Raw genomic sequence first — 24947 nt, forward strand, 5'->3', positions numbered from 1 at the left:
GCATGAACATCATCGCCATTATGGGGCCGCACGGGGTTTATTATAAAGATGAACCCATCAAGGAGCTTGAGCGTGCATTACAATCCCTGGGATTTCAAATTATCTGGCCGCAAAATAGCGTTGACTTGTTGAAGTTTATTGAACATAACCCGCGCATCTGCGGCGTTATTTTTGACTGGGATGAATACAGTCTCGACCTTTGTAGCGAAATCAACCAGCTAAATGAATACCTTCCTCTCTACGCCTTTATCAATACCAACTCCACGCTGGACGTTAGCGTTCACGATATGCGCATGGCGCTGTGGTTTTTTGAGTATGCGTTGGGGCTGGCTGAAGATATCGCGACGCGCATTCATCAATATACAAACGAATATCTCGATAATATTACGCCGCCGTTTACCAAAGCGCTGTTTACCTACGCCAAAGAAGGAAAATATACCTTTTGTACGCCGGGTCATATGGCGGGAACGGCGTATCAGAAAAGCCCGCCAGGCTGCCTGTTTTATGACTTTTTTGGCGGCAATACCTTAAAAGCTGATGTGTCGATTTCGGTGACTGAACTGGGATCGCTGCTGGATCACACCGGGCCGCATCTGGAAGCGGAAGAGTATATCGCCCGTACTTTTGGCGCCGAGCAGAGCTATATGGTGACGAACGGTACGTCGACCTCGAATAAAATTGTCGGTATGTATGCCGCGCCTGCGGGAAGTACGCTACTCATTGATCGTAATTGTCATAAATCGCTGGCGCATTTGCTGATGATGAGCGATGTGGTGCCTCTCTGGTTGAAGCCGACGCGCAATGCGCTCGGCATTCTCGGCGGTATTCCCCGAAGGGAATTTACCCGTGCAAGCATCGAAAGCAAGATAGAGGAGACCCCTCAGGCGCAATGGCCGGTTCATGCGGTTATCACCAATTCGACTTACGATGGTCTGCTGTATAACACTAACTGGATCAAGCAGATGCTGGACGTTCCCTCGATCCATTTTGATTCCGCCTGGGTACCCTATACCCATTTCCATCCGATCTACCAGGGGAAAAGCGGGATGAGCGGCGATCGGGTGCCTGGAAAAGTGATTTTCGAAACGCAATCCACCCATAAAATGCTGGCGGCTTTTTCGCAGGCGTCGCTTATTCATATCAAAGGGGAATATGACGAAGAGACGTTTAACGAAGCGTTTATGATGCACACTTCTACATCGCCGAGCTATCCCATTGTCGCCTCTATCGAGACCGCGGCGGCGATGCTGCGCGGCAATCCAGGGAAAAGATTGATTAATCGTTCGGTGGAACGGGCGCTCCATTTTCGTAAAGAAGTACAGCGGTTACGTGAAGAGTCCGATAGCTGGTTCTTTGATATCTGGCAGCCGGAAGAGGTTGATGAGGCCGAATGCTGGCCGGTCACGCCGGGAGAAACCTGGCATGGCTTCACCGATGCTGATGACGATCATATGTTCCTCGATCCGGTTAAGGTGACAATCCTGACGCCGGGGATGGATGAACAGGGCAACATGAGCGAAGAGGGGATACCCGCCGCGCTGGTGGCGAAGTTCCTTGATGAGCGAGGCGTGGTGGTGGAAAAAACCGGGCCGTATAATCTGCTGTTTTTGTTCAGCATAGGGATTGATAAGACCCGTGCGATGGGGCTGCTGCGCGGACTGACGGAATTTAAACGCGCCTACGATCTTAACCTGCGCGTCAAAAATATGTTGCCGGATCTGTATGCGGAAGATCCGGATTTTTATCGCAATATGCGCATTCAGGATCTGGCGCAGGGGATCCATAAACTGATCCGCCAGCACGATCTTCCGGGGCTGATGCTGCGGGCGTTCGAGGTTTTACCGGAGATGATCATGACCCCGCACCAGGCCTGGCAGCGTCAGATCAAAGGCGAGGTGGAAACCGTGGCGCTCGATCAACTGCCAGGGCGCGTTTCCGCGAATATGATCCTGCCTTATCCGCCAGGCGTTCCGCTGTTGATGCCCGGCGAGAGGATCACGCAACAGAGTCGGGCCGTGCTCGATTTTCTGCTGATGCTCTGCTCGATTGGCCAGCATTATCCCGGTTTTGAAACGGATATTCACGGCGCGAAACGGAATGAAGACGGGGTGTACCAGGTACGAGTCTTAAAACACGCCTGTTAGCTTGCCTGACGGGAATGTGACGAGTAACGTACTGATAATCAATAAAGGAGACGCTATGCTGGGATTAAAACAGGTTCATCACATCGCGATCATTGCGACAGACTATGCGGTGAGCAAGGCGTTTTATTGCGATATTCTGGGGTTCGATCTGTTAAGCGAAGTCTGGCGGGAAGAGCGTGACTCGTGGAAGGGCGATTTGGCGCTAAACGGGCAGTATGTGATTGAGCTTTTCTCTTTTCCCTTCCCTCCGGCGCGTCCAAGCCGACCTGAAGCCTGTGGCCTGCGCCATCTGGCTTTCAGCGTGGAAAATGTGGAAAACGCCGTTGCGCATCTGGAAAAGCATCAGGTTAAGTGCGAACCGATACGCATCGATCCGTATACCGGGAAGCGCTTTACTTTTTTCAACGATCCGGACGGTTTACCGCTTGAGCTGTATGAGCAGTAAGGCTTGTCATTAAGACGCTCGCCAGGTAACGTTGCCGGGCTAAGTCACTATAAGCATGGATCATGACCACTCTCACGTTGAATACCTCGTTACTCTCTTCTCGCCGTATTCTGGCTGCCTTTAGCGGCGGCCTGGATTCTACGGTGCTTCTGCATCAACTGGTGTTGTGGCGAGAACGCCATCCTGACGTCACGCTGCGTGCTATCCATATTCATCACGGTTTAAGCCCTCATGCTGATAGCTGGGTGCGGCATTGCGAAACCGTATGCGAACGCTGGCAGGTTCCGCTGGTAGTGGAACGGGTGACGCTGGCGGATAATGGCCTGGGTATCGAGGCCCATGCGCGTGAAGCGCGCTACCGGGCGTTCGCACAGACGCTATTGCCTGGCGAAGTGCTGGCAACCGCGCAGCACCTTGACGATCAGTGTGAAACATTCCTGCTGGCGTTAAAGCGCGGCAGCGGTCCGGCCGGACTTTCCGCGATGGGAGAGTGCTCGCCTTTTGCCGGAACTCTGCTTCTTCGCCCGCTGTTGAGAGAAACGCGGAAGACGCTGGAACAGTGGGCTGTGCGTCATGGCTTATGCTGGATTGAAGATGAAAGCAATCAGGATGACGCCTACGATCGCAATTTTTTACGCCTGCGCGCGCTTCCGCTCTTGCAGCAGCGCTGGCCGCATTTTCCTGCGTCGGTAGCCCGTAGCGCGACGCTCTGCGCCGAGCAAGAAAGGCTGCTGGACGAGCTTCTGGCCAGCGATCTTACGGACTGTACCACGGCGGAGGGAACATTGCGGCTCTCTCCATTAATGTCGATGAGCGATGTACGGCGGGCGGCGATTTTGCGTCGCTGGCTGGCGATGCGTAATGCGCCGATGCCCTCTCGCGACGCGCTGGAACGTATCTGGCAGGAGGTGGCGCTGGCGCGCGACGATGCCTCTCCCTGTTTACGCTTTGGCGATCACGAGATTCGCCGTTATCAGTCGCAACTGTGGTGGATTAAATCCGTGGCCGGACAACACGAAACGACGGTCGCCTGGCCCGTCTGGCAAACACCGCTGGCGCTGCCTGCCGGCTTAGGGACGGTACAGCTCGTTCCTGGCGGCGAACTGCGCCGACCGCGAGAGGAAGAATCCGTCAGCATTCGGTTTAAAGCGCCAGGCGTATTACATATTGTTGGGCGTAACGGTGGACGTAAGTTAAAGAAAATCTGGCAGGAGCAGGGGATCCCGCCCTGGCGACGAGATACCACGCCGTTGTTGTTTTACGGCGAAACGCTGATTGCGGCTGCGGGTGTTTTTGTGACGCGTGAGGGAGCAGCAGAAGATAAAGAAGGGGTGAGTCTGGTTTGGCATGCCTGATGGCGCTGCGCTTATCAGGCCTGCGTATCGCATGGAACGTAGGCCTGATAAGGTGCTTGCACCACCATCCGGCAACAAAATACTCAGGATTCGCTAACTACCACGGTACCAATTTCCGGGTGGCTGAAACTGGCGATTTTATCGAGACGAAGTTCACAAGACTCGCCGGAAACTTCGGCAAGCAGATATTCTACGTTTTTACGTAAGATCAAATCGTTCGCTTTTGCCTGCAAAACCTCGCCATCTTTTAACGTTAGCGTCAGTATTAAATGATGCATGCAGGCAAGCTCAAGACTATCGTAGTCATCGCAATTAATGGGTTGATACGTTTCATTCATTGACATAATCGCTCACCAGTAAGTTCGCGGCAGCATAAGCTGCCTTTTCCCTGACCGACTCTGAAAGGGCGCTATCTGCCGCCACTTCATTAAGCACTTTCAATACACAACCCAGCGCATCCGGGACATACCCTAAGTCTCCGCTGGCGATTTCCGCATACCGCTTGCGTACTAACTCACAATATTTTTCCACACGCCCTCCTGTCAGCATTCTGACTTAACCGTGGATGCAAGTCTAAGCCTACGAAGTTAAATCTTGTTTAGCAAGGTGACTATACCATACTCATTTGCGCAATATCAGCGCCTGACGCGAGTGGATAAAAGATTCGTTAACAGCCTTTTAGTGCGGTTTTCGCTACAATGGGCGCCTGATTCGAAAGGAGTTTTCTCATGGCGCTTAAAGCGACAATTTATAAAGCCGTCGTCAATGTGGCTGACCTTGATCGCAACCGGTTTCTGGATGCGGCATTGACGCTGGCGCGTCACCCTTCTGAAACGCAGGAGCGCATGATGCTGCGCCTGTTGGCATGGATAAAATATGCTGATGAACGGTTGCAGTTTACACGCGGCCTCAGCGCGGAAGATGAGCCGGAGGCTTGGCTGCGTAACGATCATCTGGGCATCGATCTCTGGATTGAGCTGGGGCTGCCGGATGAGCGCCGTATTAAGAAAGCCTGTACTCAGGCGAGCGACGTCGCGCTCTTTGCTTATAACTCCCGGGCGGCGCAAATCTGGTGGCAGCAGCATCAAAGCAAGTGCGCGCAGTTCGCTAACCTGTCCGTCTGGTATCTGGATGACGGGCAACTGGCGCAGCTCAGTGAATTTGCCGATCGTACCATGACGCTACAGGCGACGATTCAGGACGGCGCAATCTGGCTTTCTGATGCTCGGAATAATCTGGAAATACAGCTAACCGCCTGGCAACAGCCCTCATGATTGCCATCTCCCAGACGGTCTCCATAGCCGATAATGAGCTGGAAATTACGGCCATTCGCGCGCAGGGCGCGGGTGGTCAGCACGTAAATAAGACCTCTAGCGCGATTCATTTGCGCTTTGACATTCGGGCCTCTGGCCTGCCAGAGTATTATAAACAGCGTTTGCTGACGGCCAGCCACCATCTGATAAGCGATGATGGCGTCATTATCATTAAGGCGCAGGAGTTCCGGAGCCAGGAGCTCAACCGGGAAGCGGCTATCGCCAGGCTGGTTGCCGTCATAAAAGAATTAACCGCGGAGCAGAAAAGCCGTCGCGCAACCCGTCCGACGCGTGCCTCGAAAGAGCGCCGCTTGTCCTCAAAGGCGCAAAAATCTTCTGTAAAGGCGCTTCGCGGCAAAGTTCGTCGTCCACTGGATTGACGGGCAGGAATAGCAATTTCATAAGGATTTTATGGTGAGAACAGCAATATTGTCAGTAGCGGCAGCCTGTACGCTATTTGCATTGATAGGGTGTAATAACCGTGCGGAAGTTGACGCCCTGCAACCTGCGCAGGCGGCGGAATTAAAACCCATGCAGCAAAGCTGGCGCGGCGTGCTGCCCTGTGCGGATTGTGAAGGTATTGAAACGTCGCTGTTTCTGGAAAAAGACGGCACATGGGTGATGAACGAGCGCTATCAGGGCGTGCGCGAAGAACCTTCCTCTTTTGCGTCATACGGTACCTGGGCGCGGACGGCAGATAAACTGGTGTTAACCGACAGCAATGGCGAGAAATCGTATTATCGCGCGAAAGGCAATGCGCTGGAGATGCTCGACAGAGAAGGCAATCCGGTGGCTTCGCAGCTTAATTATACGCTTGTGCCTGTTACCGCCAGCCTGCCGGTAACGCCAATGCCGTTGCGTGGTATGTATGTATACAGGGCCGATGCGGCGACCTTTACCGATTGTGCGACCGGAAAACGGTTGCCGGTCGCCAGTAACGCCCAGCTTGAGCGCGGCTATTTGACGGCGAAAGGTGAAGCGGAAAAACCGGTGCTGCTGACGGTAGAAGGGCATTTTGTGTTTGCCGCGAACCCGGACACGGGCGAGCCGGTAAAAATGCTAATAGCCGATAAAAATGCGAAGTTTGCGCCGGGTAAAGATTGCACTCACTAATAAAAGGCCTCGCAGGGTGCGAGGCCTTTACATATCTGCCGGGTGGCGCCGGGCAATCCCAACAAAATGTCGTTTAGCCTTTAATCGCCTTGACCAGATAATCAACGATATCGCCGGTTTTAATCAGCGATTTTTCACCGCTGCGACGGTATTTATACTCAATATCGTCGTTATCCAGGTTGCGATCGCCAATCACGATAGTATGTGGAATACCAATCAGCTCCATATCGGCAAACATCACGCCCGGGCGCTCTTTACGGTCGTCCATCAGCACTTCAATGCCCTGCGCGCGCAATTCGCTGTACAGCTTTTCCGCCAGCTCCTGCACACGGAAGGATTTGTGCATATTCATCGGCAGAATAGCGACCTGGAAAGGCGCAATGGCGTCAGGCCATACAATGCCGCGCTCGTCAAAGTTCTGCTCGATAGCTGCGGCAACGACACGTGTTACGCCGATACCGTAGCAGCCCATTGTCAGGATCTGGTTACGGCCATCTTCACCCTGAACGGAGGCTTTCAGCGCTTCTGAGTACTTGGTACCTAACTGGAAGATGTGACCCACTTCGATACCGCGTTTGATAAGCAACGTTCCCTGACCATCCGGACTCGGATCGCCGGCGACTACGTTACGGATGTCGGCAACAACAGGCGTCGCCACATCGCGATCCCAGTTAATACCAAAGTAGTGTTTACCGTCGATGTTGGCGCCAGCGGCAAAATCGCTCATGGCGGCAACGGTACGATCGATGATGACCGGAATCGGCATATTGACCGGGCCGAGGGAGCCAGGGCCGGCATTAATTACGGCGCGAATCTCTTCTTCGGTAGCGAAGGTCAGCGGGCTGGCAACGTGCGGCAGTTTTTCCGCTTTAACTTCATTCAGTTCATGATCGCCGCGAACCAGCAGAGCCACCAGCGGAGACTTGCTGTCTTTCACCGCTTTCACCAGCAGCGTTTTTACCGTTTTTTCAATTGGCAGGTTGAATTGTTCCACCAGCTCCGCGATGGTTTTGGCATTTGGCGTATCGACCAGAGTCATTTCCTGCGTCGCCGCTGCGCGCGGTGTTTGCGGCGCGATAGCTTCTGCCAGTTCAATGTTAGCCGCGTAATCAGAAACATCAGAGAAAACGATATCGTCTTCGCCGCTTTGCGCCAGCACCTGGAATTCATGCGAGGCGTTGCCGCCGATAGAACCGGTATCGGCCTGTACCGCGCGGAAATCCAGCCCCATACGGCTGAAGATACGGCTATACGCGGCGTACATGGCGTCATAGGTTTCCTGCAACGACTCCTGAGAGGTGTGGAAAGAGTAAGCATCTTTCATCAGGAATTCGCGCGAACGCATCACGCCAAAGCGCGGACGCACTTCATCACGGAATTTGGTCTGGATTTGGAAGAAGTTCAGCGGCAACTGCTTATAAGAGCTGAGTTCATTACGCACCAGATCGGTGATAACTTCTTCGTGGGTCGGGCCGAGTACGAACGGACGCTCGCCACGGTCGACAAAACGCAGCAGTTCCGGACCGTACTGTTCCCAACGACCACTCTCTTGCCACAGGTCGGCTGGCTGAACGACTGGCATCGACACCTCGATAGCACCGGCGTTGTTCATCTCTTCACGCACGATGTTTTCGACTTTTTTCAGGACGCGCAGGCCGGTCGGCAGCCAGGTATATAACCCGGAGGCGAGCTTGCGGATCATCCCGGCGCGCAGCATCAGCTGGTGGCTGATAACCTCGGCGTCGGCAGGTGTCTCCTTCAGAGTGGAGAGCAGGTATTGGCTAGTACGCATGTTGTTACGGTTCCAGTTGAACGATCGAACAGGCTCAATGTGAGCCTGATACAAAAAAAGTGATTTAGTTTACCAGCGTGCAAGAGATGTCAAAAGAGAAGGGCGTGAAATTACCGTGGTTCCAGCGCAAACACTTCAAATCCGGTGTTAACTACACGCCAGCGCACGTTAAAATCATGCAGCCAGACGGCATAGGTTTTGCCCGTCTCTTCACCCTTACGATAAGCCGGGCGAGGATCTTGCGCCAGCACATCGCAAATAAATGTCCGTAGCTGCGGATAACGCCTTTCCAGCGTCGTAAGCTGTTGAGCCACCTCAGCGGTAAAACTCACGGGCATTTCAGCTATTGGCGCCTGTTGCGCATAGCTGGCGGCGGCGTCCGGTAAGGCCTCGGCAAACGGTAAATACGGTTTAATATCCACGACCGGCGTGCCATCCACCAGATCCAGACTGCCTAATTTCAGAATTACGCTCTCTTTCCGGCACTCGATACCTTTTAGCGCAACGAGCGACATGCCAATCGGATTGGGGCGGAACGTGGAGCGCGTGGCAAAAACGCCCATTCTGGCGTTACCGCCAAGACGGGGCGGACGAACTGTTGGCCGCCAGCCGCCGTCCATCGTCTGATGAAAAACGAAAAGTACCCACAAATGGCTGAACGCCTCCAGGCCGCGAACGGCATCGGCCTGGTTGTAAGGCGCTATCAGATGCAGTTCGCCGCAGGCGCTTTTGACCAGACCAGGCTGGCGCGGAACGGCGAATTTTTCTTTATAGGGGGAGCGAATAACGCCGATTTGTTCAAACTGAAAGCTGCTCATTTCGCCGAAATATTCAGGGCGGACCCGATACAAACCGCCTGACGGTAGCAGCCTGGCGTGCCGCTGGTAATTTCACAGCTGTGTAGCAGGACGGCGTTGGCTTTCATTTTAGATGCATTAATCTGCATACGCTTGCGCGCAGTTGGAATGTTAGGCGGAGAGTCTTGATTTGTCGCCTGGCAGGATTCGCCGCTAACTTCGCCAAGATCGCGGAAAGGTTTGCCGACTAAGTCTTCAGCATTGGTGTAAATCCTGACGGGAGCGGCACGCGGCGCTTTAGGTTTCTCCGGCTCCGCTTTTGGCGGGGTTGCGGTGCTTTGAACGGGTTCAACAGGGGATCTGCTTAGCATGGAACAACCGCCCAGCATGAGTGCCAATAAACAGATCGGTAAAGCACGCATAATATTTCCTCAATGAATGTTCTAATTGCCAGATATTGAATCAGGAGCTTGCATAAATGACAAGACGGGCAATAGCCCGTCCTGAATAATATTACAGATTGTGGAATCAGCCTAAAACTTACCAGCCTTTCACCGCACCGCCATTAAAAACTTTATTTGCGGCTTCGTACACTTCATCAGACTGGTAAGCCTGAACGAATTTTTTCACATTCTCGGCGTCTTTGTTATCTTCACGCGTCACGATCAGGTTAACGTACGGAGAATCTTTATCTTCAACGAAGATACCGTCTTTCGCTGGCGTCAGGCCAATCTGGCTGGCATAAGTCGTATTGATGACCGCTAACGCGATCTGAGCGTCATCCAGCGAACGCGGCAACTGCGGCGCTTCCAGCTCAACAATTTTCAGATTTTTCGGGTTTTCGACGATATCCAGCGAGGTAGGAAGCAGACCGACGCCGTCTTTCAGTTTAATTAGCCCTACTTTTTGCAGCAGCAGCAGGGAACGACCAAGGTTGGTCGGGTCGTTAGGCACAGCGACCTGGGAACCGTCCTTGAGCTCATCCAGAGATTTGATTTTTTTGGAATATCCTGCAATGGGATAGACAAAAGTCTTACCAACGGAAACCAGTTTGTAACCGCGATCTTTGATTTGCTGATCCAGATACGGTTTGTGCTGGAAGGCATTGGCATCGATATCGCCTTTGCTCAGCGCTTCATTAGGCAGAACATAATCATTAAAGGTCACCAATTCCACGTCCAGGCCGTATTTTTCTTTCGCGACTTTCTGCGCGACTTCGGCAACTTGCTGCTCTGCGCCAACGATTACGCCGACTTTAATATGATTCGGATCTTTTTCATCCTGACCGCAACCCGCAAGTGCCAGAGAACCAATCAGAGCACCCACTGCCGCAAAGGTTTTGAATTTGAACGCCATGCTTATTTCCTTAATGAGTATTTGTGTTGTGTTTAACGTTACTTATGCGTGACAGCCCTGACGATGCGATCGCCGGATAACTGAATTAAATAAACCAGAACGACAAGTAATACCAGCACCGTATTCATCACGGTAGCATTGTATCCAATATAACCGTACTGATAGCCGATTTGACCGAGGCCGCCTGCGCCGACAGCGCCGCCCATTGCGGAGTAACCGACCAGGGTGATCAGTGTAATGGTTGCCGCATTCACCAGACCAGGCAGCGCTTCCGGTAAAAGGATTTTACGTACAATTTGCAGCGGCGTGGCGCCCATCGCTCGCGAGGCTTCAATCAGCCCGGCAGGGATCTCTAACAACGCATTTTCCACCATACGGGCGATAAAAGGCGCGGCGCCGACGGTCAGCGGTACAATCGCGGCCTGCAAACCAATGGAGGTGCCGACAATTATTTGGGTAAAAGGAATCATCCACACCAACAGGATGATAAAGGGAATCGAGCGGAAAATATTGACCACCGCAGAGAGGGTGCGATACAGCCTGGCGTTCTCCATAATCTGCCCCGGGCGCGTAACATACAGCAATACGCCGACCGGCAGGCCAATCACGAAACCGAAGAAACCGGAGACAAAGGTCATCGCCAGCGTTTCCCAGACGCCACGAACCAGTAACCACATCATTGCCTCAGACATAACCCAGTACCTCTACTTTCACATGGTGATCCTGCAGCCAGGCAATTGCGGCTTGCGTCTCTTCTTGTGTGCCGTGCATTTCCGTTAGCATAATGCCGAACTTCACACCGCCCGCGTAATCCATCTGCGCGCTAATAATATTATTGTTCACGGTGAAACGACGCGCGGTTTCAGAAAGCAGCGGGGCATCCACAGACTGTCCGGTGAACTCCATGCGCAGCATCGGCACGCTGTCAGTTTCCGGCGACGCTTTCAAACGCGCCTGGTAATCTTCCGGAATGTCCAGATGCAGAGTGGACTGAATAAACTTCTGCGCCAGCGGTGTTTTAGGATGCGAGAAGACTTCGCTGACCGTATCCTGCTCAATAAGCTCGCCATTACTGATGACGGCAACGCAGTCGCAGATACGTTTTACGACATCCATTTCATGAGTGATAAGCAGAATCGTCAACCCCAAACGACGGTTGATATCTTTCAGCAATTCCAGAATCGAACGGGTCGTTGCGGGATCAAGCGCGCTGGTGGCTTCATCGCACAGCAACACTTTTGGATTACTGGCTAACGCGCGGGCAATCGCGACACGCTGTTTCTGACCGCCGGAAAGATTTGCCGGATAGCTGTCGTGCTTGTCGCCAAGACCGACTAAATCCAGCAGCTCTGTGACACGGCGTTTGATCTCTTCCTTTGGTGTGTTATCCAGTTCCAGCGGCAACGCGACGTTGCCAAGCACGGTACGGGAAGAGAGCAGGTTAAAATGTTGGAAAATCATGCCGATTTGACGGCGAGCTTTGGTCAACTCAGACTCTGAAAGCGTTGTCAGCTCCTGACCGCCGACCTGAACGCTACCTTCGGTTGGGCGTTCAAGTAAGTTAACGCAGCGGATAAGCGTACTTTTACCGGCGCCGGAGGCGCCAATGACGCCATAAATCTGCCCGGCAGGCACGTGCAGGCTGACATTATTTAGCGCCTGAATGGTGCGCGTCCCCTGCTGGAACACTTTGGTAATATTCGAAAGTTTAATCATTGGTTATTTATTATCGTAATTAAGTTAGCCGTGGCATTTTCGTCTGTCTAATACGGTCAACGCCGTCAACAGAATGGATGTTAAGGCATCCAGACGTCTAAATCAATCAGGCTTTATACGATGAGCACTTTCTTGCCTGCTGAAACATGCGATACTAGCGCCACTTGCTTTACTCAGGAGCTATAAAAGGTGGCAAAGTCTGTACCCGCAATTTTTCTCGACCGTGACGGCACCATTAATGTGGATCACGGCTACGTACATGAAATCGATGCATTTGAGTTTATAGACGGCGTTATTGACGCGATGCGCGAGCTAAAAAAAATGGGCTATGCGTTGGTGGTGGTGACGAACCAGTCCGGAATCGCGCGCGGCAAATTCACTGAGGCGCAGTTTGAAACGTTAACCGAATGGATGGACTGGTCGTTGGCGGATCGCGATGTTGATTTGGACGGCATCTATTATTGTCCTCACCATCCGCAGGGCAGTATAGAAGAGTTCCGTCAGGTATGTGATTGCCGCAAGCCGCATCCAGGAATGCTTATCTCGGCGCGTGATTTCCTGCATATCGATATGGCGGCTTCTTATATGGTGGGAGACAAGCTGGAAGATATGCAGGCGGCTGCGGCGGCAAATGTCGGGACAAAAGTGCTGGTGCGTACGGGCAAACCGGTCACGGCAGAAGCAGAAAACGCGGCGGACTGGGTGTTAAACAGCCTTGCCGACCTGCCATCGGCGATAAAAAAGCAGCAAAAATAAGCGTTATGGATAAAAGATGAGCGGTTAAAACAAAAATGCATTTTTCCGCTTGTCTTCCTGAACCGACTCCCTATAATGCGCCTCCATCGACACGGCGGATGTGAATCACTTCACACAAACAGCCGGTCGGTTGAAGAGAAAAATCCTGAAATTCAGGGTTGACTCTGAAAGAGGAAAGCGTAATATACGCCACCTCGCGACGGTGAGCTGTAAGCCGCGTCGCACCTGCTCTTTAACAATTTATCAGACAATCTGTGTGGGCACTCGAAGATACGGATTCTTGACGTCCTCGGACGAAAAATGAATACCAAGTCTCAAGAGTGAACACGTAATTCATTACGAAGTTTAATTCATTGAGCATCAAACTTTTAAATTGAAGAGTTTGATCATGGCTCAGATTGAACGCTGGCGGCAGGCCTAACACATGCAAGTCGAACGGTAACAGGAAGCAGCTTGCTGCTTTGCTGACGAGTGGCGGACGGGTGAGTAATGTCTGGGAAACTGCCTGATGGAGGGGGATAACTACTGGAAACGGTGGCTAATACCGCATAACGTCGCAAGACCAAAGAGGGGGACCTTCGGGCCTCTTGCCATCAGATGTGCCCAGATGGGATTAGCTTGTTGGTGAGGTAACGGCTCACCAAGGCGACGATCCCTAGCTGGTCTGAGAGGATGACCAGCCACACTGGAACTGAGACACGGTCCAGACTCCTACGGGAGGCAGCAGTGGGGAATATTGCACAATGGGCGCAAGCCTGATGCAGCCATGCCGCGTGTATGAAGAAGGCCTTCGGGTTGTAAAGTACTTTCAGCGGGGAGGAAGGTGTTGTGGTTAATAACCGCAGCAATTGACGTTACCCGCAGAAGAAGCACCGGCTAACTCCGTGCCAGCAGCCGCGGTAATACGGAGGGTGCAAGCGTTAATCGGAATTACTGGGCGTAAAGCGCACGCAGGCGGTCTGTCAAGTCGGATGTGAAATCCCCGGGCTCAACCTGGGAACTGCATTCGAAACTGGCAGGCTTGAGTCTTGTAGAGGGGGGTAGAATTCCAGGTGTAGCGGTGAAATGCGTAGAGATCTGGAGGAATACCGGTGGCGAAGGCGGCCCCCTGGACAAAGACTGACGCTCAGGTGCGAAAGCGTGGGGAGCAAACAGGATTAGATACCCTGGTAGTCCACGCCGTAAACGATGTCTACTTGGAGGTTGTGCCCTTGAGGCGTGGCTTCCGGAGCTAACGCGTTAAGTAGACCGCCTGGGGAGTACGGCCGCAAGGTTAAAACTCAAATGAATTGACGGGGGCCCGCACAAGCGGTGGAGCATGTGGTTTAATTCGATGCAACGCGAAGAACCTTACCTGGTCTTGACATCCACAGAAGAATCCAGAGATGGATTTGTGCCTTCGGGAACTGTGAGACAGGTGCTGCATGGCTGTCGTCAGCTCGTGTTGTGAAATGTTGGGTTAAGTCCCGCAACGAGCGCAACCCTTATCCTTTGTTGCCAGCGATTAGGTCGGGAACTCAAAGGAGACTGCCAGTGATAAACTGGAGGAAGGTGGGGATGACGTCAAGTCATCATGGCCCTTACGACCAGGGCTACACACGTGCTACAATGGCGCATACAAAGAGAAGCGACCTCGCGAGAGCAAGCGGACCTCATAAAGTGCGTCGTAGTCCGGATTGGAGTCTGCAACTCGACTCCATGAAGTCGGAATCGCTAGTAATCGTGGATCAGAATGCCACGGTGAATACGTTCCCGGGCCTTGTACACACCGCCCGTCACACCATGGGAGTGGGTTGCAAAAGAAGTAGGTAGCTTAACCTTCGGGAGGGCGCTTACCACTTTGTGATTCATGACTGGGGTGAAGTCGTAACAAGGTAACCGTAGGGGAACCTGCGGTTGGATCACCTCCTTACCTGAAAGAAGCGTACTTTGCAGTGCTCACACAGATTGTCTGATGAAAAGTAAATAGCAAGGCGTCTTGCGAAGCAGACTGATACGTCCCCTTCGTCTAGAGGCCCAGGACACCGCCCTTTCACGGCGGTAACAGGGGTTCGAATCCCCTAGGGGACGCCACTTGCTGGTTTGTGAGTGAAAGTCACCTGCCTTAATATCTCAAAACTGACTTACGAGTCACGTTTGAGATATTTGCTCTTTAAAAATCTGGATCAAGCTGAAAATTGAAACACAGAACAACGAAAGTTGTTCGTGAGTCTCTCAAATTTTCGCAACACGATGATGAATCGTAAGAAACATCTTCGGGTTGTGAGGTTAAGCGACTAAGCGTACACGGTGGATGCCCTGGCAGTCAGAGGCGATGAAGGGCGTGCTAATCTGCGATAAGCGCCGGTAAGGTGATATGAACCGTTATAACCGGCGATACCCGAATGGGGAAACCCAGTGTGATTCGTCACACTATCATTAACTGAATCCATAGGTTAATGAGGCGAACCGGGGGAACTGAAACATCTAAGTACCCCGAGGAAAAGAAATCAACCGAGATTCCCCCAGTAGCGGCGAGCGAACGGGGAGGAGCCCAGAGCCTGAATCAGCATGTGTGTTAGTGGAAGCGTCTGGAAAGGCGCGCGATACAGGGTGACAGCCCCGTACACAAAAGCGCATGTGCTGTGAGCTCGATGAGTAGGGCGGGACACGTGGTATCCTGTCTGAATATGGGGGGACCATCCTCCAAGGCTAAATACTCCTGACTGACCGATAGTGAACCAGTACCGTGAGGGAAAGGCGAAAAGAACCCCGGCGAGGGGAGTGAAAAAGAACCTGAAACCGTGTACGTACAAGCAGTGGGAGCACAGGTTTACCTGTGTGACTGCGTACCTTTTGTATAATGGGTCAGCGACTTATATTCTGTAGCAAGGTTAACCGAATAGGGGAGCCGGAGGGAAACCGAGTCTTAACCGGGCGTTAAGTTGCAGGGTATAGACCCGAAACCCGGTGATCTAGCCATGGGCAGGTTGAAGGTTGGGTAACACTAACTGGAGGACCGAACCGACTAATGTTGAAAAATTAGCGGATGACCTGTGGCTGGGGGTGAAAGGCCAATCAAACCGGGAGATAGCTGGTTCTCCCCGAAAGCTATTTAGGTAGCGCCTCGTGAATTCATCTCCGGGGGTAGAGCACTGTTTCGGCTAGGGGGCCATCCCGGCTTACCAACCCGATGCAAACTGCGAATACCGGAGAATGTTATCACGGGAGACACACGGCGGGTGCTAACGTCCGTCGTGAAGAGGGAAACAACCCAGACCGCCAGCTAAGGTCCCAAAGTCATGGTTAAGTGGGAAACGATGTGGGAAGGCCCAGACAGCCAGGATGTTGGCTTAGAAGCAGCCATCATTTAAAGAAAGCGTAATAGCTCACTGGTCGAGTCGGCCTGCGCGGAAGATGTAACGGGGCTAAACCATGCACCGAAGCTGCGGCAGCGAACGTATCACTTAAAGCGATTCAGCGGGTTACGATTGACGGAGCGAAGCGACGTCAAAGCGTATACAAAGTCGAGTCGGTTTAAGGATACGTTCGTTGGGTAGGGGAGCGTTCTGTAAGCCTGCGAAGGTGGCCTGTGAGGGTTGCTGGAGGTATCAGAAGTGCGAATGCTGACATAAGTAACGATAAAGCGGGTGAAAAGCCCGCTCGCCGGAAGACCAAGGGTTCCTGTCCAACGTTAATCGGGGCAGGGTGAGTCGACCCCTAAGGCGAGGCCGAAAGGCGTAGTCGATGGGAAACGGGTTAATATTCCCGTACTTGGTGTTACTGCGAAGGGGGGACGGAGAAGGCTATGTTGGCCGGGCGACGGTTGTCCCGGTTTAAGCGTGTAGGTGTGTGTTCCAGGTAAATCCGGTTCACTTTAACACTGAGGCGTGATGACGAGGCACTACGGTGCTGAAGTAACAAATGCCCTGCTTCCAGGAAAAGCCTCTAAGCATCAGGTAACATCAAATCGTACCCCAAACCGACACAGGTGGTCAGGTAGAGAATACCAAGGCGCTTGAGAGAACTCGGGTGAAGGAACTAGGCAAAATGGTGCCGTAACTTCGGGAGAAGGCACGCTGACACGTAGGTGAAGTGATTTACTCACGGAGCTGAAGTCAGTCGAAGATACCAGCTGGCTGCAACTGTTTATTAAAAACACAGCACTGTGCAAACACGAAAGTGGACGTATACGGTGTGACGCCTGCCCGGTGCCGGAAGGTTAATTGATGGGGTCAGCGCAAGCGAAGCTCCTGATCGAAGCCCCGGTAAACGGCGGCCGTAACTATAACGGTCCTAAGGTAGCGAAATTCCTTGTCGGGTAAGTTCCGACCTGCACGAATGGCGTAATGATGGCCAGGCTGTCTCCACCCGAGACTCAGTGAAATTGAACTCGCTGTGAAGATGCAGTGTACCCGCGGCAAGACGGAAAGACCCCGTGAACCTTTACTATAGCTTGACACTGAACATTGAGCCTTGATGTGTAGGATAGGTGGGAGGCTTTGAAGTGTGGACGCCAGTCTGCATGGAGCCGACCTTGAAATACCACCCTTTAATGTTTGATGTTCTAACGTGGACCCGTTACCCGGGTTACGGACAGTGTCTGGTGGGTAGTTTGACTGGGGCGGTCTCCTCCTAAAGAGTAACGGAGGAGCACGAAGGTTGGCTAATCCTGGTCGGACATCAGGAGGTTAGTGCAATGGCATAAGCCAGCTTGACTGCGAGCGTGACGGCGCGAGCAGGTGCGAAAGCAGGTCATAGTGATCCGGTGGTTCTGAATGGAAGGGCCATCGCTCAACGGATAAAAGGTACTCCGGGGATAACAGGCTGATACCGCCCAAGAGTTCATATCGACGGCGGTGTTTGGCACCTCGATGTCGGCTCATCACATCCTGGGGCTGAAGCAGGTCCCAAGGGTATGGCTGTTCGCCATTTAAAGTGGTACGCGAGCTGGGTTTAGAACGTCGTGAGACAGTTCGGTCCCTATCTGCCGTGGGCGCTGGAGAACTGAGGGGGGCTGCTCCTAGTACGAGAGGACCGGAGTGGACGCATCACTGGTGTTCGGGTTGTCATGCCAATGGCACTGCCCGGTAGCTAAATGCGGAAGAGATAAGTGCTGAAAGCATCTAAGCACGAAACTTGCCCCGAGATGAGTTCTCCCTGAGACTTAGAGTCTCCTGAAGGAACGTTGAAGACGACGACGTTGATAGGCCGGGTGTGTAAGCGCAGCGATGCGTTGAGCTAACCGGTACTAATGAACCGTGAGGCTTAACCTTACAACGCCGAAGATGTTTTGGCGGATGAGAGACGATTTTCAGCAGTGATTCAGAGTTGAGTACGCAATAATTTGCGCAGCAGCAAGGCGGCAAGCGAAGGAAAGGAAGGAGCATACAGAAGTATGTGACTGAGTTTACGAGCGCAGGCAACGCCGCTGATGCGATAAAGAATTGCGTACAGAGCACAAAGAATTTGCCTGGCGGCAGTAGCGCGGTGGTCCCACCTGACCCCATGCCGAACTCAGAAGTGAAACGCCGTAGCGCCGATGGTAGTGTGGGGTCTCCCCATGCGAGAGTAGGGAACTGCCAGGCATCAAATAAAACGAAGGGCCCTGTCGGAAGACAGGGCCTTTTGTTTTTGTCTGTTTCTGCCGGATGGCGGCTCCGCCTTATCCGGCCTACAGGAATTATCCCGCCTACGAAGCTGGTGTTCTTGTAGAACCGACAAGAGTACATCCCACCCAATCGTTAACGATGAACTATCCTTTACACGTGCTTATATAAGCAGTGAGGATTTTCATTGGCTATCAAACCTTTTAACTACCAGCAGGACTTTTCCAGCATTGACTTCCGCCAGCAGCCTGAATTGTATCAGGTTGGACGAGGCGAGCAGGGGGTGCTACTGGTTGAACCCTACAAAAGCGAAATTCTTCCTTTCTGGCGCTATAAAGATGAAGCATCGGCGATGAAATCCGCAGAACAGATCTACCAGTTGTTCGAAGCTTACCGGCAGCAGGATGATTTCGTTGGTATGGACATGGCGCGTAAATTTATTCAGATGGGATACACCCGCGCCAGGCGATACGCTAACTATAAAGGCGGTAAAAAGTATGCAGAAGACGGCAGCCTGAATACACGGGGTAATGATCCTATTAAGGCCGCGGCGGCAACGGTTTTCAAAGGTTGGTGGGATAAAATCCGTCAGGACGAAGACTATCTGAAACGGAAACGCCAGCATCAGGCACGGTGGGGATAAAAATTAGCAAACAAATAATTAACACTTTATTTACTTTTGGGTCTCGCGTAATCTGAATCTCCAAAATAAAAGGCCGATTAAGCCTGGCAACAAGGAGAACAGTATGGCAGAAATTATTCAGCGTATAGATAAAAATAACGCTGAGGCTCCGGAGATGCGGCGACGCATATGGGCTATCGTGGGGGCCTCTTCCGGAAACTTAGTGGAATGGTTTGATTTCTACGTCTACTCTTTCTGCTCGCTCTATTTTGCACATATCTTCTTTCCTTCTGGTAATACCACTACTCAGCTTTTGCAAACGGCAGGCGTCTTTGCCGCCGGTTTTTTAATGCGGCCTATCGGTGGTTGGCTGTTTGGACGCATTGCCGATCGACGCGGGCGCAAAGCCTCAATGTTGATTTCGGTGTGCATGATGTGCATGGGGTCGCTGGTGATTGCCTGCTTACCTGGTTACGATACCATCGGCACCTGGGCACCGGCGCTGCTACTTATTGCAAGGTTATTTCAGGGGCTCTCGGTAGGGGGAGAGTATGGGACCAGCGCGACATATATGAGTGAAGTTGCGCTTGAAGGTCGTAAGGGATTTTTCGCGTCGTTTCAGTACGTTACGCTTATCGGTGGCCAACTACTGGCATTGCTGGTCGTTGTGATTTTGCAGCAGGTTCTGGAGGATGCTGAGCTTCGTGCCTGGGGATGGCGTATTCCCTTTGCGCTGGGCGCCGTGCTGGCGGTTGTGGCGTTATGGCTACGTCGCCAGCTGGATGAAACCTCGAAGCATGAGACTCGCGCATTAAAAGAAGCCGGTTCGTTGAAAGGTTTGTGGCGTAATCGCAAAGCCTTTTTGATGGTGCTTGGTTTCACCGCGGCAGGCTCGCTGTGCTTTTATACCTTCACCACCTATATGCAGAAATATCTGGTAAATACAGCAGGTATGCATGCCAATGTCGCCAGCGGCATTATGACGGTCGCGCTGTGTGTTTTCATGTTTGTGCAGCCGTTATTCGGCACGTTATCCGATAAGATTGGCAGGCGCACCTCTATGCTATGTTTTGGCGCACTCGCGACGCTTTTCACCGTTCCAATTCTCTCCGCGTTGCAGAATGTGACGTCGCCTTATGCCGCATTTGCTTTAGTGATGTGCGCGCTATTGATTGTGAGTTTCTATACCTCGATTAGCGGGATCCTGAAAGCAGAGATGTTTCCGGCGCAGGTTCGCGCCCTGGGCGTCGGTTTATCTTACGCGGTAGCAAACGCGTTATTTGGCGGCTCTGCGGAATATGTCGCGCTGTCGCTAAAATCTGTCGGTATGGAGAGTTCGTTCTTCTGGTATGTTACCGCGATGGCCGTTCTGGCTTTCCTGGTTTCGTTGATGTTGCACCGTAAAGGAAAGGGCTTACGCCTTTAGTATCGCGCCATTTGCCAGATAGCGTAACCGGTTGTCGCGCCAGCGACATCCCAGACAAAATCTTTCCAGCTCCAGCTGCTGCCTTCCGGGCGGCTGTCCCAGAGTTCTTTTGAGGCTCCGAGACTCAAAGAAAACATCAGCCCTATCGCTGCGCTGCGGTCAGGGCTTACTCCCTGGTGACGCGCATACTCATTACCGGCTGCCGATAGCATCGCTGATGCCATAAAATGCTGGGCTTTATCCTGACCGCTCCAGTGGTCGTTAGCCAGATGGCTGCACCCGGAGAGAAACAACACCGTAAAAGGAATCAACACGCGCACCAGTTCACTCCTAAGAGAAAACCCCGTACAGGACGGGGCTTCGATTACAGGATACGGCTAATTAATCTGTCGATGCGGATCCGGCGCAGACGGCGAATCAATTTACGCACTTTTATCGGATAGTCGGCAATGCTCTGCAGGTCACGATAATGTTTTACGATGGTTGTGTGCGTTCGGATAAGTTCCAGCTCTTTTTCCCGCTGAGGGGCAAGCTCCTGCTTAGGATCGTGGATCAGAATGGCGTTTTCCAGATCCAGACGCCAGGCGCGGGGATTCAGATTGTTGCCGGTGAGTAGCATCCATTTATCATCTACCCACATCCCCTTCAAATGATAGGTATTGTCGTCATCTTTCCACAGACGCACCACAAGCTGATCGGTATTGACGTAATACTGTAAACGGCTCAGGAAGCGGCGCAGGTTAATCTCATAGAGATAGGGCAACGCGCCAATGATCTTGAACGGTTCATCTTCCGGAATGTAAAAATCATTCGCGGTTTTATCGCCAACAATGATTTCGACTTTCTTTCCGTCGCGCAGTAGCTGAATAATATTCCGCACCAGCACCGCTGGTAGATTGAAATAAGGGGTACAAATGGTGAGCTTATGCTCCGCACAGGGCATGAGATGGAAAATGGTTTTGTTCAGCAGACTGGATTTGCCAAGCCCGACCAGCGGCGTAACGGAGAGTTGCTCGTCATTAGCGTCACCCTGAAAATGATATGACGCATCACGCAGCTCCTGACGGTATAAGCGGATATCGTTTTTAATCTCCGGGCTTTTCGGCCGCTGGGTATTATCCAGACGATTCACACCACGGCCATTCATCAGATTTTGCGTCACCCAGTCAAACATGATGTCTGCCATTTGCCGATTGCGAATCAGCTGGTAGCGATCGTAGCGATATTTGTCATGCTGATGGAGATAGACATCGTTCAGGCTGGCGCCGCTGTACAGGACGCTATCATCAATGATAAAGCCTTTAAAATGCAGTACGCCAAGCGCTTCTCGCGTATTAATCGGTACGCCGTAAACCGGGACATCAATGCCGGGGTTTTCCTGCGCCAGTCGGCAATACCAGTCTGCATTGGTATTCGAGTCCGCTGCGCCAATACGCCCGCGTTGCGCGCGATGCCAGTCGACCAGCACCCTCACGTCCAGTTCAGGACGCTGCCGTTTAGCCGCATAGAGCGCGTCGAGTATACCTTTACCCCCATCGTCCTGTTCCAGATACAGGGCAACGATACAAATACGCTGCGTCGCGCTGGCGATTTTCTCCAGCAGTGTCTCCCGAAAAGTAGCAGGAGTATAAAAGAAATCTACATCATCAACTGACTGAGAAATCTTAGGGAGTTGGGCAAGGTGTTGTTGATGTTTATTACGCTTAAATTTTGACAACATCACAGTGCATTTCTTCTCTGTTCATTGAAGGGTCCTCTGTGCTATGCAGACGACATAAGCGAGCAATAATAACATCAGTACCCGTTAAAGTGGTCAACATTTCCAGTACATTACTCACGATTCATCACATTTGGCCAGATTCAGCGTCAATCCCACGATGCCCTCTTCGAGCTGAATATCGACCTGAAATCCCAGTTTTCTGGCCAGCGCGACCATGCCGCGATTGTTTGGCATCGTAATACCGTTCAGCCGCTTCAATCCGTGATCGCGAGTATAGGCAATCAATTTCTCCATTAAACGGCGTCCTAAACCCAACCCTTTGAGATCTGAACGTACCAATACGGCAAATTCGGTATCTACGTTGTCAGGATCGGAGATCGCGCGCGTTACGCCGAGGATCTCTTCAGCATTGTCCATCCGCCTCACGGCCACAAAGGCCATTTCTCGATCGTAGTCGATCTGCGTCATGTTGGCTAAATCTTCATGGGTGAATTCGTTGATCTCGCTGAAATAACGGTAGTAAAGATCCTCTTTGGTGACCTGTGCGATGAATTGTCGCAGTTGGGGCTCATCTTCCGGCAGGATAGGACGGAACAGGCAGCGATCGCCATTTTTCATCTCCACCCACTCTTCAAGCTGGTGGGGATAGGGGCGTACCGCAAGTCGACTTTCGTTATCGCCATCAAACGGGGCAATATCCAGCGTCACATCCAGCGCGGTAAACTCACTGGCGGAAGCCAGCAGCGGATGGATATCCAGACGCTGAATTTCCGGGCAGTCGACAATCAGGTTTGAAACCTGGACCAGCAATTGGCTTAAACCGACAATATCCAGCGGACGCAGCGCGCTACGGGCGCGAATTTTCCGCTGTTTAATGCCCTGAATCACCAGATAGCGCGCCAGGTTCATGTTGAGCGGCGGCAGCGCGACGACAGCCTGCTCTTCCGGACGCCACTCTACGCCGCCTTCACCCAACATAATCAAAGGACCAAACACCGGATCGTGCTCGACCACCACACGAAGCTCCTGCGCGCCGGCGCGGTTAGCCATGCTTTGTACCAGCAAACCGTGAATCCGCGCTTGCGGCCAGGCCATCTTTACACGATCAAAAATGGCGTTCGCGGCCTGTTGTACCTCGCTTGCGGTCCGCAGGTAAAGCATGACCCCCTGAACTTCAGATTTATGCGGAATGTCGGGCGAGCGCAGCTTGAGAGCTACCGGATAGCCTATCTGTTCGGCGATATGCACCGCTTCAGCGCTGTCGCTGGCAATCCAGGTTGGGAGCGTGTGCAGCCCATAGGCGTGTAAAATCGGCTGTACTTCATGGGTATCCAGTGAGGCGGCGCCTTCCGCAATCGCCCGCTGTAACAGATTATGCGCCTCAGCGGTATTGGACGTCAGGTTACTCGGCAACGCTGGCGTTTCTCGCAGTTGCTTCTGGTTACGCCGGTATTCCACCATATGCATAAACGCGGTAATCGTGCCTTCCGGCGTACGGTAGGTTGGTAATCCGGCTTCGCTGAATAGCCGTCTTGCCTCCTGAGACGAGAACTCGCCGCACCAGTTTGTCAGCAGTGTAACAAGCTTGCCTCTGGGGTGGCGCTTAATCGTCTCGATCAGGGCATGGGCGCTTTCCGTACCCGGCGCGGCAGCGCTGGGAGAGTGGATAACCATAAGCGCGTCAAAATCCTGACTGGCGAGCAGGATATCCAGCGTTTTGACGTAATGTTCGCTGCTGGCGTCATCACACAGATCCAGCGGATTGGAAATATCAATGTGCGCGGGAAGCGCCTGCCGTAGTTGCAGGCAGGTCTCTTCGCTCAACGTCGCCAGCTTGCCGTTACGCGACCACAACTCATCTAACGCCAGCGCGGCAGGCGCGGCGCCATTGCTGATGATCATCAGTCTGTCGCCGCGTAGCGGACGCATATGGCTCAGTGTTTCGACGGCGGAAAAAAGCTCGTGCGTATCCTGGACTCGCAGCAGGCCTGCGCGCTGGATGGCCGCATCCCACGCAGGGTCCATTCCCGCGCTGGTATTAAGTAAACGCTGGGCTGCCGGGCTTCGGCCGCTTTTAATCACCAGAATCGGTTTGTTACGTGAAGCGCTACGGGCGGCGGAAACAAAACGGCGGGCGTCGCTTAACTGTTCCAGATAGAGCAAAATCGCGCTGGTCTTGCTGTCGCGCGCCAGATAGTCCAGTAGTTCATCGACATCAATATCCAGGCTATCGCCCGGCGCGATAAAGTAGGAAAAGCCCATTTCACGCTGTTGCGCCCAGTCAAGAATAGTATTGGAAACGGCGGCAGACTGGGAAATAAAAGCGAGCTTGCCCTGTTTAATCGGGACGGGAGAAAAGCTGGCATTCAGCCCTTGCCACGGCGCGAGGAGCCCAAGACTGTTTGGACCCAGCAGACGCATTTTATAATGCCGGGCACAGGCAAGAAGTTCTTCATGTTGCGACGTGGGAGCAGAAAGGATAATGCACGTTTTACACCCTTTCGCGCCAAGCGCGTCCAGTAATGCCAGGTTACGGCTGGCGTTAGTGCATAAAATAGCCAGATCGGGGGTGAAAGGGAGACTGGCGATATCCGGCCAGGCCATGACGCCTAAAACGGCTTTCCAGGCGGGCGTCACGGGAAGGACGGGGCCATTGAATCCGCCCGCCAACAAGTTACGCATCATCAGGTAACCCGCGCGGTGGGGCTTCATTGATGCGCCAATCACCGCGATCGATTTTGGCCGCAGTAGCGCTTCCAGTCCTTGCTGGCTCATACCGGTTTCCCTTACACAGAAGTGACCGG

The 24947-nt window shown here is 52.7% G+C and carries 20 protein-coding genes, 1 tRNA gene and 3 rRNA genes; 13 read left to right on the plus strand and 11 right to left on the minus strand.

The features are described from left to right. Positions 1-2 precede the first annotated feature (2 nt). The 3 genes from ldcC (at position 3) to tilS (ending at position 3944) form a co-directional block, all read left to right on the plus strand. Complete coding sequence (ldcC, locus tag ACQ29O_RS05355) at positions 3-2144, plus strand: lysine decarboxylase LdcC (RefSeq protein ID WP_001021054.1); 2142 nt, start codon at positions 3-5, stop codon at positions 2142-2144. A 55-nt stretch (positions 2145-2199) separates the two neighbouring features. Then, positions 2200-2589, plus strand: coding sequence for a VOC family protein (locus ACQ29O_RS05360; protein ID WP_000901088.1), 390 nt, complete (start codon positions 2200-2202; stop codon positions 2587-2589). Between the two features lie 62 nt (positions 2590-2651). After that, positions 2652-3944 (plus strand): tRNA lysidine(34) synthetase TilS, encoded by a 1293-nt coding sequence (gene tilS, locus ACQ29O_RS05365; RefSeq protein ID WP_000210052.1) that lies wholly within the window; start codon positions 2652-2654, stop codon positions 3942-3944. Between the two features lie 83 nt (positions 3945-4027). Here tilS and rof read toward each other — a convergent pair whose 3' ends face one another. Then, positions 4028-4288 (minus strand): Rho-binding antiterminator, encoded by a 261-nt coding sequence (rof, locus tag ACQ29O_RS05370; RefSeq protein WP_000062330.1) that lies wholly within the window; start codon positions 4286-4288, stop codon positions 4028-4030. Beyond that, positions 4275-4475: a YaeP family protein gene (locus ACQ29O_RS05375; RefSeq protein ID WP_001518678.1), complete on the minus strand. Its 201-nt coding sequence runs from the start codon at positions 4473-4475 to the stop codon at positions 4275-4277. The genes rof and ACQ29O_RS05375 overlap by 14 nt, the downstream gene beginning before the upstream one ends. Before the next feature lie 197 nt (positions 4476-4672). On the opposite strand from ACQ29O_RS05375, the gene ACQ29O_RS05380 reads away from it, so the two are divergent. From ACQ29O_RS05380 to nlpE, 3 genes are read left to right on the plus strand one after another with little or no spacing between them, the layout of a single operon-like run. Then, positions 4673-5218 (plus strand): YaeQ family protein, encoded by a 546-nt coding sequence (locus ACQ29O_RS05380; protein WP_001185319.1) that lies wholly within the window; start codon positions 4673-4675, stop codon positions 5216-5218. Continuing rightward, entirely contained in the window at positions 5215-5637 is a 423-nt protein-coding gene (gene arfB / locus ACQ29O_RS05385) for an alternative ribosome rescue aminoacyl-tRNA hydrolase ArfB (protein ID WP_020936836.1), read from the plus strand. The genes ACQ29O_RS05380 and arfB overlap by 4 nt, the downstream gene beginning before the upstream one ends. Positions 5638-5668: 31 nt before the next feature. Then, complete coding sequence (gene nlpE, locus ACQ29O_RS05390; protein ID WP_000252576.1) at positions 5669-6370, plus strand: envelope stress response activation lipoprotein NlpE; 702 nt, start codon at positions 5669-5671, stop codon at positions 6368-6370. A 73-nt stretch (positions 6371-6443) separates the two neighbouring features. Here nlpE and proS read toward each other — a convergent pair whose 3' ends face one another. The 6 genes from proS to metN all read right to left on the minus strand — a co-directional run bounded on the left by proS (position 6444) and on the right by metN (position 12031). Then, positions 6444-8162 carry a proline--tRNA ligase gene (proS, locus tag ACQ29O_RS05395; protein ID WP_001260683.1) on the minus strand — a complete coding sequence of 573 codons (1719 nt, stop codon included), beginning with the start codon at positions 8160-8162 and terminating at the stop codon, positions 6444-6446. A 110-nt stretch (positions 8163-8272) separates the two neighbouring features. After that, the gene (gene tsaA, locus ACQ29O_RS05400) at positions 8273-8980 is read right to left on the minus strand and encodes a tRNA (N6-threonylcarbamoyladenosine(37)-N6)-methyltransferase TrmO (RefSeq protein WP_000093988.1); all 708 of its coding nucleotides are present in this window, start codon (positions 8978-8980) and stop codon (positions 8273-8275) included. Next, a complete protein-coding gene (gene rcsF / locus ACQ29O_RS05405) occupies positions 8977-9381 on the minus strand; it encodes an Rcs stress response system protein RcsF (protein ID WP_001202315.1) in 405 nt (134 codons plus the stop codon). Before rcsF ends, tsaA begins: the two co-directional genes overlap by 4 nt. Before the next feature lie 118 nt (positions 9382-9499). Continuing rightward, positions 9500-10315, minus strand: coding sequence for a methionine ABC transporter substrate-binding lipoprotein MetQ (metQ, locus tag ACQ29O_RS05410; RefSeq protein WP_000874215.1), 816 nt, complete (start codon positions 10313-10315; stop codon positions 9500-9502). Positions 10316-10353: 38 nt separating this feature from the next. Continuing rightward, a complete protein-coding gene (locus ACQ29O_RS05415) occupies positions 10354-11007 on the minus strand; it encodes a methionine ABC transporter permease MetI (protein WP_001287488.1) in 654 nt (217 codons plus the stop codon). After that, the gene (gene metN / locus ACQ29O_RS05420) at positions 11000-12031 is read right to left on the minus strand and encodes a methionine ABC transporter ATP-binding protein MetN (RefSeq protein ID WP_000594025.1); all 1032 of its coding nucleotides are present in this window, start codon (positions 12029-12031) and stop codon (positions 11000-11002) included. The genes ACQ29O_RS05415 and metN overlap by 8 nt, the downstream gene beginning before the upstream one ends. Positions 12032-12220: 189 nt before the next feature. Between metN and gmhB the strand changes: the two genes are divergently transcribed. From gmhB to ACQ29O_RS05455, 7 genes are all read left to right on the plus strand, one after another. Then, positions 12221-12787: a D-glycero-beta-D-manno-heptose 1,7-bisphosphate 7-phosphatase gene (gene gmhB / locus ACQ29O_RS05425; RefSeq protein ID WP_001140158.1), complete on the plus strand. Its 567-nt coding sequence runs from the start codon at positions 12221-12223 to the stop codon at positions 12785-12787. Between the two features lie 370 nt (positions 12788-13157). Further along, positions 13158-14699, plus strand: a 16S ribosomal RNA gene (locus ACQ29O_RS05430). Positions 14700-14784: 85 nt separating this feature from the next. Beyond that, positions 14785-14860 (plus strand) — tRNA-Glu (locus ACQ29O_RS05435). 193 nt (positions 14861-15053) lie between these two features. Continuing rightward, positions 15054-18042 (plus strand): 23S ribosomal RNA (locus tag ACQ29O_RS05440). A 196-nt stretch (positions 18043-18238) separates the two neighbouring features. Further along, positions 18239-18354 (plus strand): 5S ribosomal RNA (gene rrf / locus ACQ29O_RS05445). The 16S, 23S and 5S rRNA genes sit together here with 1 tRNA gene alongside, the layout of an rRNA operon. A 208-nt stretch (positions 18355-18562) precedes the next feature. Further along, positions 18563-19018: a DUF4385 domain-containing protein gene (locus ACQ29O_RS05450; RefSeq protein WP_000985653.1), complete on the plus strand. Its 456-nt coding sequence runs from the start codon at positions 18563-18565 to the stop codon at positions 19016-19018. Between the two features lie 103 nt (positions 19019-19121). Beyond that, complete coding sequence (locus ACQ29O_RS05455) at positions 19122-20423, plus strand: MFS transporter (RefSeq protein ID WP_000807816.1); 1302 nt, start codon at positions 19122-19124, stop codon at positions 20421-20423. Here the strand turns inward: ACQ29O_RS05455 and ACQ29O_RS05460 are convergent. From ACQ29O_RS05460 to pat, 3 genes are all read right to left on the minus strand, one after another. Next, on the minus strand, positions 20420-20743 hold the full coding sequence (locus tag ACQ29O_RS05460; protein ID WP_001264474.1) for a YfiM family lipoprotein: 324 nt from the start codon (positions 20741-20743) through the stop codon (positions 20420-20422). The two genes, ACQ29O_RS05455 and ACQ29O_RS05460, sit on opposite strands and share 4 nt — an antisense overlap. A gap of 44 nt (positions 20744-20787) precedes the next feature. Beyond that, positions 20788-22143, minus strand: a complete 1356-nt coding sequence (gene pssA / locus ACQ29O_RS05465) for a CDP-diacylglycerol--serine O-phosphatidyltransferase (protein WP_000949289.1) — start codon at positions 22141-22143, stop codon at positions 20788-20790. Between the two features lie 114 nt (positions 22144-22257). Further along, entirely contained in the window at positions 22258-24918 is a 2661-nt protein-coding gene (pat, locus tag ACQ29O_RS05470; protein WP_020936838.1) for a protein lysine acetyltransferase, read from the minus strand. Positions 24919-24947: the final 29 nt, after the last annotated feature.

Source organism: Salmonella sp. GDC200615 (genome assembly GCF_050574145.1).
GTDB lineage: Bacteria > Pseudomonadota > Gammaproteobacteria > Enterobacterales > Enterobacteriaceae > Salmonella > Salmonella enterica.